Raw genomic sequence first — 12,788 nt, 5'->3', positions numbered from 1 at the left:
ACGGAGGATGTGCGGCGCATGGGCGATCGGGACGCCTTCGGGCGCGAGAAGGGCGAGGACTCGCTGCGGGAGATGGGCTGGCGCGCGTCCGGCCCGGCGTCGCGGGAGCCGGCGGCGGTCACGCGCCGCGACCCGCGCGCCGATCCGCTGCCCGGCCTGGCGGCGCAGGCCGCCCCGGCGGCTGATCCCGCCACGGCGGTCTTCGCCGCCGGCGAGGCGACGGCGCCGTTCCTGCGCGCCAAGCCGGCCGAGCCGCGCACGCCATCGCGGAACCGGCGCCGCGGCCCGAGCCTGGCGAAGCTGCTGATCCTTGTCGCAGTGCTCGGCGTCAGCGCGATCGGCGTGAACGCGGCGGTGGATGCCGGCCGCGACGCGGTCGACGGGATCCGTGGCCGGATCTCCCCGGGCGCGTCACCCAACGCCGCCTCCGCCGACTCGCTGCTGCGTCCCGCCGCCCTGCGCGCCGCGCTCGCCAAGCTCCCCGAGGGACGGCTCGAGCAGCCGCTGCGGATCGCGCCGGACCGCATCAACGCGCAGGTCGTCAGCGGCCGGACGCGCCACATCGTGCAGATCGGCGCCGACGGGAGCCGGATCGACGTCAAGGCGCCGGTCGGCGTGCGGCAGTCCGCGCTGCGGACGGTCGCCACCGGCGCGCCCGCCCGCATCGTCCGCGCCGCCGCCCGCATGGCCGGGCGCCTGGCCGCCGACGTCGGCTACCTCGTGCTCACCGGCGACGGCTGGGTGCTCGTCTTCAAGGGCGGCAGCCCCGCCTACCGCGCCACGCCTGCGGGGCGCGGCGTCAAGAAGATCGGCTAGCGCCGACCGCCCGTCGGGTCAGCGCAGGCCCGCGAGCGCCTCGTCGCGGTTTTCGTAGAGCGCGAGCAGGCGCTCGACGCCGCGGAAGCGGAAGATCGACGGCGGCCGCTCGCCGTGCACGAGCGCGACGGCGCCGCCGCGCTCGCGCGCCTGCGAGCTCGCGCTCAGCAGGGTCGACAGCCCGGAGGAGTCGATGAACTCCACGGCCGAGAGGTCGATCACGAGGTTGCGGGCGCCCGCCTGCAGGGCGCCGGCGAGCTCGCGGCCGAGGCCGTTGACGTTCGAGAACGTGATCTCGCCGGCGATCGCGACGAGCGTCGTCTCGGCGTCGAGGGCGTCCGCGCGCACGGTCATCGCTCCAGGGTCAGGCGGCATGCTCGCGCTCCAGCTCGAGCCACACGAGGTGGCGGTCTCCGCGCTCGGCGCCCCAGCGCGCCGCGCACCGATCGACGAGGTACAGGCCCCAGCCGCCTGGGCCCTGCGGCGCCGTGACCGGCCGCTCCGGCAGCGCGAAGCCCGGCCCGTCGTCGGCGACGCTCAGGTGCACGACGTCGCCGGTGAGCCGCACGCGCACCTCCAGCGAGCCCTTCGCGACGCCGCTGTGGCGGACGGCGTTGGCGACAAGCTCGGTCGTCAGCAGGCGCAGGTCGGCGGCCACCTCCGGTCCGAGCTCGCCGGAGAGCGGCTCGAGCACCTCGGCCACGTCGCGCGCGGCGTGCAGCGTCGCCGGGAACTCGCGCGCGATCACCGGCCCCGAGCGTGGGAGCATGAGCGCAAGCGCCGCGATGTCGTCGCGCGGCTCGCCCTCGGCGATCCGCACGGCGGTCTGCTCGAGCGCGTCGACCACGGCGGCCGGGCCAGAGGACGCGCGCTCGGCGATCAGCACGGCGAGGTCGGTCTCGTCGAGCAGCACGCGCGGCGCCGCCGCCTCGGTGACGCCGTCGGTGTAGAAGGCGACGAGGTCGTCGGGCTCCAGGTCGATCGTCAGCTCGGGCAGGTCCGGGTCGCTCACGATCCCGAGCGGCGTCCCGACCTCGCCGAGCGGCGCCGCGCCGCCGGCGCGAGCGAGCACCGGCGCGGGGTGCCCGGCGCTCGTGACCTCCATCCGCGCGCCCGCCGGCGTCAGCTCGACGCGAGCGAGCACGACGGTGACGAACCCGGGCGCGCGCTGGCGCAGCAGCGCCTCGTTCAGGCGCAGCAGCAGGTACGCCGGGCTGAGCGCCGCGGCAGCGTGGGCGCGCAGCGTGTAGCGCGCGAGGGCCGTCACCGCGGCGGCCTGCGGCCCCTTGCCGCAGACGTCGCCGACGACCACCACGAAGCTGCCGTCGGACTGCTCGAAGACGTCGTAGAAGTCGCCGCCGACCTCGTTGCCCGCCCCCGCGGCGCGGTAGCCGGCGGCGAACAGCAGCCCCTCCGGCTCCGGCAGGCTCGGCGGCAGCAGCGCGCGCTGCAGCGTCTGCGCGGTGCGCGTGCGCTCCTGGTACAGGCGCGCGTTCTCGATCGCGATCGCCGACTGCGCCGCGATCCCCACGACCATCCGCTCGTCCTCCTCGGAGAACATGCCCGGCTCCGGATGGCCGAAGAACAGCCCGCCGAGCACGTCGCCGGTCGACGCGATCACCGACACGGCGAGGTAGCTGCGGACCGGCAGATGGCCCGGCGGCATGCCGTGGTAGGGCTCCATGTGGCCGTAGCGCGAATCGGCCTTGACGTCGTCGAGCCGGACGATCCCCTCGCCGTTGAACGTCGGCGCGAAGATCTGCGTGTTGCGCGGCATCGGGAAGCGCTCGAACGCCGAGCGCTCGACGCCCGACAGCGTGTAGAGCATGTAGGACTCGCCCGCGTCCGAGAGCACGTTGTAGAAGAACGCGCCGAACGAGGCGGGCGTCAACTCGCGCGCGGCGTCGGTGGCGAGCTGCACGATCTCGCGCAGCTCCAGCCGCGCCGTCAGCGCGGCGCCGACGCGCTGCAACGCCTCGGCGCGCTGCTTCTCGCGCAGCAGGCGGCGGCCGGTCTCCTCGGCCTCCACGCGCGCGGCGTGCTCGCGCGCGAGCAGCTCGAGCGTCTCGATCGCATTGGCCGCCATCTGGGCCAGCTGCGCGAGGATCGCCTCGTCGGCGTCGCTGAACGGCGTGCCGTCGCGCTTGTCCGAGAGCTCGATCACGCCGATGCTGCGGCCGTCGCGGGCCAGCAGTGGGGCGACCAGGCGCGGCCCGGGAGGCGGCAAGTCGGCGGGATCGCGGCGTGCGGAGCCGTACGTCGTGCCGATCACCGAGCGCGCCGCGTCGGCCGCGATGTCGAGCACGTCCTCGACCGTCGCCGCCGCCGTGACGGCGCGCGCGGCGACGGCGAGCAAGCGCAGCGCATCCGCGTCTCCGACGAGCATCAAGGCGATCGTAGTGGTACAGGACCGCTGACGTGACGGTTGCGGCGCGCGACCTCCCCGCTAGAGGAGGTCCGCCGCCGGCCGGCGCGCGTCGTCGAGCGCGCCGTCCAGCCCGGGCGCAAGGCCGCGCACCTTCGCCGCCAGCGCCTCGGGCGAGAGCGGGTGCTCCGGTGAGCCGCGCGCCGCCGTCGTGTGCGCCAGCTCCTCACCGCCGGCGAAGAGCCGGAACTCCGACTCGCGCAGGCCGGGGTCGGTGCGCACGCCGATGCGGGCCGAGAGCCGCTGCGCCTCCGGATCGAGCGTCGCGAAGGCCGCGACGTCAGGCGGCCCGTGCAGGAGCGTGTAGGCGGTCGTGTACGGGATCGAGAACTTCGCCTGCAGGGACGTCTCGACGGCGTCGTAGCCCGCGGCCTGGCGCGAGACGGGATGGGCGAGCACCGTCAGCGGCCCGTCGGGGACGCCGTCGACCGCGTCGGCGCACTCGATCGCCCCGTGCGTCTGCAGGCAGCACGGCCAGGGCTTGATCCAGTTCTCCGCGATCGCGGGGCGCTCGGGGTCGGGCTCCGCCCACTGGCCGCCGTAGGCGTCGCGCCAGGCGCTCGCGACGCGCTCCTTCGGCACGCGCGCCCCGGCCGCGGCGAGGCGTGCGGCGGCGACGCCGGCGGACGCGCCCAGGCCGACCTGGAGCGACTTGCCGTCGGAGCCGAAGGCCGCCCGCAGGCCCGAGGCGCGCAGCAAGGCGAGCGCGACCGCGGCGTCCTCCGGCGCCTCGAGCAGGCGGGCGGCGGCGACGGCCGCGCCGACCGAGCCGCACACGCCGGTCGGATGGAATCCGCGGTCATAGAGCGCCGGATGCGACGCGCGGGCGAGCGCGCCCATCGCCTCGAAGCCGGCCGCGTAGGCGTCGAGCAGCTCCTGGACGCCGGCGCCGGTCTCGGCGGCCAGCACGAGCGCCGCGGGCGCGACCGGCGCGCTGAGGTGCGCGATGCCGGGTAGGAACGTGTCGTCGAAGTCGAGCACATGGCCGGCGGCACCGAGGGCGGCGACGGGGTCGCCCGCCGCGCGGGCGGCGCGGGCCGCCGGTTGGTCATGCCCGCCCTTCGCACAGGCCAGCCAGTCGAGGAACGCGGCACGATATGACACGCCCCGATGATCGTTCACTCGCGCGATCCGCTCAACGCGGAGACACCACGCTCAGGCCTGACCTCGGTGCTGACCGCCACCGGCGCGTTCTACGTGCGCAACCACGGGCCGATTCCGGGGCCGCCGGCCTCGTTCCGGGTCGGCGGGCTGGTGGAGCGCGAGCTGGAGCTCACGGTCGCCGACCTGCGCGCCGGCTTCGAGGCGCGCGAGCTGGTGGCGACGCTGCAGTGCGCGGGCAACCGCCGGGCCGGGCTGATGGCGGTGCGCGACATCCCGGGCGAGACGGCCTGGGGTCCCGGCGCCACGGGCACCGCGCTCTGGCGCGGCGCGGCGCTCGCGGACGTGCTGGCGGCCGCGGGGCTGCGCGAGGAGGCGGCGCACGTCGAGCTGGTGGGCGCGGAGCCGGCGGAGGAGTCCGGCGAGCCGTTCGGCGGGTCGATCCCCCGCGCGAAGGCGCTCGGGGGCGAGGTGCTGCTCGCGTGGGAGATGAACGGCGAGCCGCTGACGGCCGAGCACGGCGCGCCGCTGCGCGCCATCGTGCCGGGGTACATCGGCGCGCGCAGCGTCAAGTGGCTCACGCACGTCAACGCGTTCGCGGAGCCCTCGCGCAACCACTTCCAGGCGGTCGCCTACCGGCTGATCCCGGCCGACGATCCGGACGGCGACGGCGTCGCGCTCGGCGCCGTCGCGGTCAATGCCGACATCATCGTCCCCGAGGACGGCGCACGGGTCGCGGCGGGCGAGCTCGAGGTGCTCGGGTACGCGTTCGCCGGGGACGACCGCCTGATCGTCCGCGTCGACGTCTCGACCGACGGCGGCCGCCACTGGCGCGAGGCCGACCTGCTCGGCGACCCCGCGCCGTGGGCGTGGCGGCAATGGCGGACGGTGCTCGACGCGCGGCCGGGGCCGCTCGAGATCGTCGCGCGCGCGTGGGACAGCGCCGCCGCGACGCAGCCCGAGGACCCCGCGTCGCTCTGGAATCCCAAGGGCTACGTGAACAACTCCTGGGCGCGGGTGGAGGTCCAGGTGGGCTGAGGGCGTGGCATCATCGGAACTATGAGTGACATCGAGCGCCGCCGGGGCTCCCGGCCTTCCCGCAAGCAGCGCGAGCAGCGCGCCTACCGCCTCGTGCTGGCGGGCGGGACGCTCGGGATCCTCGGCGTGGTCGGGCTGGTGCTGGCGATCCTGACGTCCTTCGGCGCCGGCCTGCCGATCCTCGCCCTGATCCTGGCCGCCGTCTGCTTCTGGCTCTTCCGCCGCACCGTTTCCTGAAGACCGCAGGGGCCTCCATCTAGGCGCGGGCGGTCTTGCGGCGTGTCGCGGTCAGGCCGGCGATGCCGGCGATGAGCCCGAGCGCGCCGACGATCAGCGCGGCGACCGCGAGGCCGTTGGAGCCGTCGCTCTTGGTGGCCGTGGACGTGGCGGCCGCCGCCGGCGTGGCGGCGGGCTTCGCCGAGTCGCCCGCGGCGGTGACCGCGACCGTCGGGGCCGGGTTGTCGGAGTCCTTGGCGCCGATCCAGCGCACGACGTCGCCGTTGCTGTAGGTCTGCAGCGCCTTGAACGTCAGCTCGTCGCCGGCCTTGCCGGGCACCACGACCGAGAGCCCGAAGTCCTGGAATCCGCCGGGCGGGATGCTGCCCTGCTTGCCGTTCCCCGTCCAGGTGATGCGCGAGACGCCCTCTGTGATCTCGCCGTCGTCGGTCATGATCGGCTTCGGGAGCTTGACCTTGGTCACCTTCACGCTCCAGCCGGGGACCGGCTGGAAGGAGGCCGAGGCGAAGCCGGGCGGCAGTTGCAGGTCGACCTTCACGGTCGAGGCGTCGCTGCGCTCGTTGGGGACGCGGACGTCGAGCAGCGTGTCGTCGCCGCCGGCGGGCACCGAGGACGGCTGCAGCGTGACATGGGCCTGCGCGGTCGCGGGGAGCGCGAGGGCGGCCGTCGCGAGTGCCGCGGCGAGCGTACGGGGTCGCATCAGGGTTCTCCGGGTCATTCGATAGGAGCGGTGAAGCGGGTCTGGTACTCGTCGAAGTCGGAGACGCGGTCGACCACGGTCAGCGTCCACTTCCCCTTCACGGCGAGCTTCGCGCCGTCGACCACGAAGTGGCCGGGGCCGGCGACATGGGGCGTCATCGCGATCGGCGCGATGCCCTTGCCGGGCAGCGCCGCGGTGACGCGGATCTCCTCGGTCTGATCGAACGGCGCGCCGGTCTTGCGATCGAACAGATAGAGGTGCAGCTGGTTGGGCCCGACCTTCGCCGGGTCGACGGTGACCTCCAGGCGCGCCGGGCCGATCACGGCGCTCGTGGCGTACGGGCCGGACGACATGGCGATCGACGGCGCGTACGTCGACAGAGCGCCGGTGGCGCCGAGCGCCGTGAGCCCGAGCAGGAGCTCGGCCTTGAGCGTGCGGCGCAGCAGCACGCCGGCACGGCCGGGCGTGGTCGCCGAGCGCAGCGCCGGCAGCAGGCGCTGCCGGTTGAGGGCGCCGAGCGCGACGATCGCCAGCGCGACGGCGATCTTGATCAGCACGGCCCGGCCGAACGCGGTGTCGAGCAGGTGGGCGAACGTGCGCACCTCGACGATGCCCTGCACGGCGCCGGTCGCGAGCAGGACGGCGATCGCGATGCCGGCGACGCTGGAGAAGCGGCTGACCGTGGCGGCCAGCAGGCGGCCGCGATCCGCCGGGTCCAGACGCGCGGTCGCGGCTCGCAGCGCCAGCACGAGCATGGCGATGCCGCCCAGCCACGCGCTCATCGCGAGCACGTGCAGGACGTTGGCCGGGAGTAGGAGCGCGACGGGCGACTGCACGCTCGCGTGGCCGCCCATCGCGGGCAGGAACGCGAGGGCGAGCAGCGGCAGCGCGAGCGCCGCCAGCCGCGGGCTCGGCAGCGCGAGCCCGGTCGCGCCGACGCTCGCCGGCTGCAGCCGGGGTAGGGGGCGCTGGATCGCGAGCGCGCCCAGGACCTCCGCCCATGCGACGGCGCCGAGGCCCCACGCGGTCCCGAAGCGCGTGCCGAGGACCTCGTTGACGACGCCCGGCTTGAGCGCGTCCCAGAAGGTGGAGCCCTGGCCGACGGCGCCCTGGAGCACGAGCGCCGCGGCGCCGGAGAGCAGGCCGGCGATCCCTGCCGCGACGAGGATCCGCTGCGCCCGGGCGGCGAAGGCGTCCGACGCGGCCTGCCAGGTCGCGTCGCCGCCCGCGACGGCGCGCAGCGCGGGCAGCCAGCACAGCAGCAGGAACGCGAGCGTGCCGAGGCCGAGTGCGATCGCCGCGTACTGCACGGCGCGAACGACCGCGAAGGCAGAGTCCGTGATCGGACCGGTGCTCTCGCCGGCGAGCAGCGAGTCGACCGACTTCCCGGCCGGCCCGGCGTCGCCGACGCTGAACACGAAGCCGCTCGAGACCGGGTGCCCGTCCGCGGAGATCACGCGGTAGGTCGCGGTGTACGTGCCGTCCTTCAGGCCGGGCTTGAGCTTGACGGCGACGTGGCTGCCGTTGCCGTCGGGGTGGAAGGCGTCGCCCTCCTGCACCGGGCGGCCTTGGGAGTCGAAGACCCGCAGGGCGCCGAACGTCGCCTCGACCGCCTCGTCGAAGCGGAACTCGACCTGCGCCGGCGCCTTGGCGAGCTGCGCGCCGCGCGCGGGGACCGTGCTCTCGAGCGTCGCGTGCGCGGACGCGGCCGCGGGGGCGAGCGCCAGCGCGAGCGCCGCGACCGCGAGCGCGGCCCAGGCGCGCGCCGCGGGGACGGGGCGGCGCAATCGCCCTTTTGCGGCGAGCCGGCCACCGGCCTCCCGGCGCGCGGTCACGACGCGTCCGCGGGCCTCGCCGCGCGCGGTCACCACGCGTCCGCGGGCCTCGCCGCGCGCGGTCACGACGCGTCCGCGGGCCTGCCGGCGCGCGGTCATCACGCGTCCGCGGGCCTGCCCGCGCGCGATCACCACGCCTCCGCCGGGCCCTTCTTCTCGCCCACCGGCGCCTGCGCCCGCCGCCGGCGGATCAAGAACACGGCGAGCAGGAGCAGGATCAGCAGGGCCGCGAAGGCGAAGATCGCGCCCAGCGGGAGCGGCTCGCTCGGCTTCGGCACCCACGTCAGCGTCCCGCCCACAGCGCCCGTCGCCGTCCCGACCTTGATCGGCACGGACCAGTCGTCGATCTTCGTGGTCCGGCTCTTGTCCTTGAGGTTCGGCGGGTCGCCCTTGCCCATCCAATGCATGCGGTGGTCGTGCCAGTCGTAGCGCCCGTTGCGCGAGACGACCTTCCACGCCGGCGTGCTGGACAGGCCCTTGGGCACCGTCTCCTCGCCGTAGCGGTCCTCATTGAGGTAATACGCCTCGGAGTTGGTGTTGACCGAGACCGTCCCGTTCGCGTCCGCGCGGATGTACGGCTGCTGCTTGTAGTCGAGCACCGTCACCTGGTCGCCTGACGTGTTCTGCATCAGCAGGCGGTCGTCGTAGTTGAGGACGGACACGGTCAGGCCCTTGGTGGCCGGCGTGATCGTCTTGACCACGGAGCGGTAGTTGGGGTTGCCCTGGTGGGCGAGCGCCGCCGCGGGCGCGCCGAGCGTCAGCGCGGCCGCCGCGACGACCGAGGCGAGGGTCCGCAAGGGATCTCCTTCAGTAGTCGTCGTGAGCTGGGCCGCATCGCCGGGACGGCGATGCTCTCTGCGGGATGCGCCTGCGGCGCCGGCGCGCCTAGGCGGGGACGGCGTGGGCAGGCGGCCCGCGGAGCAGGCTGGTGCTGCGCTCGAGCAGCGACGCGAGCGCACGCTGACGGACCGCGGGCCAGCGCCGGCGAGCGGGGCGGCGGCGACGTGCGGGCGCGCGCTTCGCGCAGCGAGCGAGGATCGCCTGCTCGCCGATGAAGCGGCCGCTCAGCAGCAGTCCCAGCACGAGCAGGAACGGCCCGGCGTAGAACGCCAACTCGGTCACACCCGTCAGGCCCTGGACGCCGGCGACCAGCAAGGCAGCGAAGCCCAGCAGGATCAGGAGGGCCCGAGGGGTGCGCATGACCGCCACAGCCTAGACATATACGCCGCGCCGGTACAGTCCGTTCGCCTTGCCTTTCAAGATCATCGTCATCGCCGCGCTCGCGGCCGCGCTGGCCGGCTGCGGGAGCAAGAGCACCAGGTCCGCGTCCTCCGGCGAGGACGTCTTCGCCTCGGCCGGGTGCGCCAACTGCCACACGCTCAAGGCGGCCGGCGCCAACGGCCGCGTCGGCCCGGACCTCGACCAGCTCAAGCCGACGGCCGCCGTCGTGACGCGGCAGGTGGAGAACGGCGGCGGAGGGATGCCCGCGTTCAAGGGCACGCTGACCGCGGCGCAGATCAAGGCGGTCGCGAACTACGTCGCGGCGAACGCGGGCAAGTAGCGCCGCGCCCGTCAAACGCATGCAGTAAGGAAGTGCGCGGAGAGCGCGCGCGTTTCGCGCGCGATCGACCACGTCCGCGCCCCGCTGAGGCATCGGGCCCGGTCCCGAAAGGACCCACTCCCTTACCAGCGCAGTTCCCGCTCCCGGAGAGGCGCAGCGCGGAGGCCGCGCCGAGGCGCGCGGCGACTCGCGGAGATCGCGCCGAGGCGCGCGGCGACTCGCGGAGATCGCGCCGAGGCGCGCGGCGACTCGCGGAGATCGCGCCGCGGCGAGCGGCGACTCGCGGAGATCGCGCCGTGGCGAGCGGCGACTCGCGGGGCGGCGCAACGGCGCCGCGGTGACGCGCGGCCCGAGGTCGCGGCGCGCGCCGCCGACCCCGCGGCGCGCGGAAGCGATGCCTACGACGCCTGGCTGCGCGGCGCGCGCCGCCGGCCGCGCCGGGGACGCCCGCTCGCGGGGCCGCCGCCGTCCGCGTGGGGGCGGGCGCTGCCCTGGGGGCGGGCGCGGCGGCGGGCTTCGCCCTTCGCGGCCGGTCCGCGGCCGGACGTGACGTGCGGGCGCGGGGCCGCGAGGCCCGCGCGCTCGAACTCGGCGTGCAGGCGCAGGTCCGCCGCGATCTTGCCGACGTCGCGCACCTGGTCGACCTCGACGAACGTGATGCCGACGCCCGTGCGGCCCGCGCGGCCTGTGCGGCCGATACGGTGGACGTAGCTCTCGCGGTCCTCGGGGGCGTCGAAGTTGATGACGTGCGAGATGCCCGTGACGTCGATCCCGCGGGCGGCGACGTCGGTCGCGACGAGCGTGTCGGCGCGGCCGGAGCTGAACGCGGCCAGCGCGCGCTCGCGCTGGTTCTGCGACTTGTTCCCGTGCATCGCCACCGCGCGCACGCCGGCGCCGTCGAGCTTCTTCACGAGCCGGTCCGCGCCGCGCTTGGTGCGCACGAACACGAGCGCCAGCTCGCGGTCGGCGGCGCCGAGCTCCTCGACCAGCGCGTCGATGCGATCGTCGCGCGAGACCGCACGGAAGCGGTGCTCGATGTCGGCCTTGCGCTCGGGCGCGGGACGGTGCTCGTGCAGGGCGGCGTCGACGGTGTACCGCTCGGCCACGCGGCCGGCCTCGCCGTCGAGCGTCGCCGAGAAGAAGAGCGTCTGGCGCTCGTCCGGGCACTGCGCCACGAGCCGGTCGACGGCCGGGCGGAAGCCCATGTCGAGCATCCGGTCGGCCTCGTCGAGCACGAGCATCCGCACCTTGGCCAGCGAGAACGTCCGCCGCGCGAGCAGGTCCTCGAGCCGGCCCGGGGTGGCGACGATCACGTGCGCGGCACGCGCATCGCGCGTCTGCTTGTCGAAGCCGACGCCGCCGTACACGGAGGCGACCTTGAGCGCCCGCGCATGCGCCAGCGGCCGCATCTCCTCGACGATCTGCGAGACCAGCTCGCGCGTCGGCGCGAGGATCAGCGCCGACTGCTTGGGCCCGTTGGAGTCCAGGCGGTCCACCAGCGGCGTCGCGAACGCGAGCGTCTTGCCGGAGCCCGTGGGGGACTTGGCGAGGACGTCGCGGCCGGCGAGCACGTCGGCGATGACCAGCGACTGGATGGCGAACGGGGTCTTCGCGCCGCGCGCGGCGAGCGCGCGCACGACGGGTTCGGATACGCCGAGATCGGCGAAGGACTGCTGTGACAAGGAAAAGCTCCTGTTGAACGGCGGCGTTCGATGAGCCGCGAACGGTTCGGGAGGCTGATGGCTGGCCCGAACCGCGCGTAGGCGGGACTCAGAACTGCGGCAACCTCACGGGGGCAGGATCGCCGCCCGTCGAACAACAGTGTAGCCGAGCCGTCAGGCAGGCAGCGTCGCGCGCACCTGGTAGACCGAGATGAAGCCGCTCTCGAAGCCCTGACGGGAGACGCGCAGGTAGATGCGCCACACGCGCGTCCGCTCGTCGCCGCCGAGCTGCCGTGCCCGCTCGATGTTCGCCTCGAAGCGCTTCTGCCACTCCAGCAGCGTGCGCGCGTAGTCCTGCGGGAAGTCCTCGACGTGCTCGGTGTGGAAGCCGGCGCGCTCCAGGGCGAGCTGGATCCGCGACAGGTGCAGCGGCGCCGCGTCCGGGAACACGTAGCGCTCCGAGAACGGACCCGCCTCGGCTTCGCCGACGCGCAGGCGCGCGATGCCGTGGTTGAGCAACCGGCCGCCGGGCTTGAGCAGCGACGCCAGGTTCGCCGCGTAGAGGTCGATGTTGACGCTGCCGACGTGCTCGACCATGCCGATCGAGGCGATCGCGTCGAACGTCTCGCCCTTGATCTCGCGGTAGTCCATCACGCGGATGTCGACCTTGTCCGCCACGCCGGCCGTCGCCGCACGCTCGCGCGCCAGCCGCGCCTGCGGCTCCGACAGCGTGATGCCGGTCACGTGCGCGCCGTACTCCTTCGCCGCGTGGATCGCGAACGCGCCCCAGCCGCAGCCGACGTCGAGCACGCGGTCGCCCGCCTTGAGGCCGAGCTTGGTGCACACGAGGTCGCGCTTGGTGAACTGCGCCTCCTCGAGCGTCTCGGCTCCGCGCGAGAAGATCGCGCACGAGTACGTCATCGACTCGTCGAGGAACAGCGCGAAGTACTCGTTGGAGAGGTCGTAGTGGTGCGTCACCGCGCGCTTGTCGCGCATGAGCGAGTGGCGCTTGCCCTTCGGCCGCAGCTCCATCGCGGGCACCTTCGGCACTTGCCGGAGCGCGCCGGCCTTGATCGCCGCGAGCGCGATGTCCTTCTTGGTCCGCGTGTCGATCGGCGGCGGGCTCCAGCTCGCCAGCAGCGCGAGCGCCGCGTCGATGTCGTCGACGTCGATCCCGCCGCTGACGTAGGCGCGGCCCACGCCGAGCTGGCTCGGCGCGCGCAGCACGTGGCCGAGCGCGGTCGGAGAGGTCAGGCGGAACGTCGGGCCGGGCGGTCCGCCGTTCGTGGTCGAGTCCAGCGCCGTCCCATCCCACAGCTCCAGGCGGAAGGGCCGCTCCGGGAGCGCCGCAGCCAGCGCGTCCTTCAGGTCCGAGGTATCACTCATCGATTCACCGCGCCCGGGAGAATCGCCC

General features: G+C 74.7%; 13 protein-coding genes. 4 read left to right on the top strand and 9 right to left on the bottom strand.

Annotation, left to right across the window (positions count from 1 at the left end; all coding sequences use genetic code 11):
• Window positions 1–18 precede the first annotated feature (18 nt).
• Complete coding sequence (locus H958_RS0111595; protein ID WP_028058795.1) at window positions 19–816, top strand: hypothetical protein; 798 nt, start codon at window positions 19–21, stop codon at window positions 814–816.
• A gap of 18 nt (window positions 817–834) precedes the next feature.
• Here the strand turns inward: H958_RS0111595 and H958_RS0111590 are convergent, their stop codons facing one another.
• Genes H958_RS0111590 through H958_RS43215 form a run of 3 tightly spaced genes read right to left on the bottom strand, consistent with a single transcriptional unit; the run spans window position 835 to window position 4,345 of the window.
• Complete coding sequence (locus tag H958_RS0111590; protein WP_051324128.1) at window positions 835–1,170, bottom strand: STAS domain-containing protein; 336 nt, start codon at window positions 1,168–1,170, stop codon at window positions 835–837.
• Window positions 1,171–1,180: 10 nt separating this feature from the next.
• The gene (locus H958_RS43220; protein ID WP_051324127.1) at window positions 1,181–3,202 is read right to left on the bottom strand and encodes a SpoIIE family protein phosphatase; all 2,022 of its coding nucleotides are present in this window, start codon (window positions 3,200–3,202) and stop codon (window positions 1,181–1,183) included.
• 60 nt (window positions 3,203–3,262) lie between these two features.
• Window positions 3,263–4,345 carry an MmgE/PrpD family protein gene (locus H958_RS43215; protein ID WP_028058793.1) on the bottom strand — a complete coding sequence of 361 codons (1,083 nt, stop codon included), beginning with the start codon at window positions 4,343–4,345 and terminating at the stop codon, window positions 3,263–3,265.
• A 6-nt stretch (window positions 4,346–4,351) separates the two neighbouring features.
• Between H958_RS43215 and H958_RS0111575 the strand changes: the two genes are divergently transcribed.
• Together H958_RS0111575 and H958_RS0111570 are read left to right on the top strand one after the other, a co-directional pair.
• Complete coding sequence (locus H958_RS0111575; protein WP_028058792.1) at window positions 4,352–5,380, top strand: sulfite oxidase; 1,029 nt, start codon at window positions 4,352–4,354, stop codon at window positions 5,378–5,380.
• 21 nt (window positions 5,381–5,401) lie between these two features.
• Complete coding sequence (locus tag H958_RS0111570; RefSeq protein ID WP_028058791.1) at window positions 5,402–5,617, top strand: hypothetical protein; 216 nt, start codon at window positions 5,402–5,404, stop codon at window positions 5,615–5,617.
• A gap of 19 nt (window positions 5,618–5,636) precedes the next feature.
• Here the strand turns inward: H958_RS0111570 and H958_RS0111565 are convergent, their stop codons facing one another.
• From H958_RS0111565 to H958_RS0111550, 4 genes are all read right to left on the bottom strand, one after another.
• Entirely contained in the window at window positions 5,637–6,317 is a 681-nt protein-coding gene (locus H958_RS0111565; RefSeq protein ID WP_028058790.1) for a YcnI family protein, read from the bottom strand.
• A 14-nt stretch (window positions 6,318–6,331) separates the two neighbouring features.
• Window positions 6,332–8,284, bottom strand: a complete 1,953-nt coding sequence (locus tag H958_RS0111560) for a copper resistance CopC/CopD family protein (RefSeq protein WP_156027931.1) — start codon at window positions 8,282–8,284, stop codon at window positions 6,332–6,334.
• On the bottom strand, window positions 8,281–8,949 hold the full coding sequence (locus tag H958_RS0111555; protein WP_028058788.1) for a hypothetical protein: 669 nt from the start codon (window positions 8,947–8,949) through the stop codon (window positions 8,281–8,283). Before H958_RS0111555 ends, H958_RS0111560 begins: the two co-directional genes overlap by 4 nt.
• Before the next feature lie 88 nt (window positions 8,950–9,037).
• Entirely contained in the window at window positions 9,038–9,352 is a 315-nt protein-coding gene (locus H958_RS0111550) for a hypothetical protein (RefSeq protein WP_156027930.1), read from the bottom strand.
• Window positions 9,353–9,401: 49 nt separating this feature from the next.
• Between H958_RS0111550 and H958_RS0111545 the strand changes: the two genes are divergently transcribed.
• The gene (locus tag H958_RS0111545; RefSeq protein ID WP_028058786.1) at window positions 9,402–9,713 is read left to right on the top strand and encodes a c-type cytochrome; all 312 of its coding nucleotides are present in this window, start codon (window positions 9,402–9,404) and stop codon (window positions 9,711–9,713) included.
• Window positions 9,714–10,111: 398 nt separating this feature from the next.
• Here the strand turns inward: H958_RS0111545 and H958_RS0111540 are convergent, their stop codons facing one another.
• Window positions 10,112–11,395, bottom strand: a complete 1,284-nt coding sequence (locus H958_RS0111540; RefSeq protein WP_028058785.1) for a DEAD/DEAH box helicase — start codon at window positions 11,393–11,395, stop codon at window positions 10,112–10,114.
• Between the two features lie 153 nt (window positions 11,396–11,548).
• Window positions 11,549–12,760, bottom strand: coding sequence for an SAM-dependent methyltransferase (locus tag H958_RS36605; RefSeq protein ID WP_051324126.1), 1,212 nt, complete (start codon window positions 12,758–12,760; stop codon window positions 11,549–11,551).
• Window positions 12,761–12,788 lie beyond the last annotated feature (28 nt).

Origin of the sequence: Candidatus Solirubrobacter pratensis (genome assembly GCF_000425945.1) — a bacterium.
In the GTDB taxonomy this organism is placed as follows: domain Bacteria; phylum Actinomycetota; class Thermoleophilia; order Solirubrobacterales; family Solirubrobacteraceae; genus Solirubrobacter; species Solirubrobacter pratensis.
This window is presented reverse-complemented; position numbering and strand designations above follow the sequence as displayed.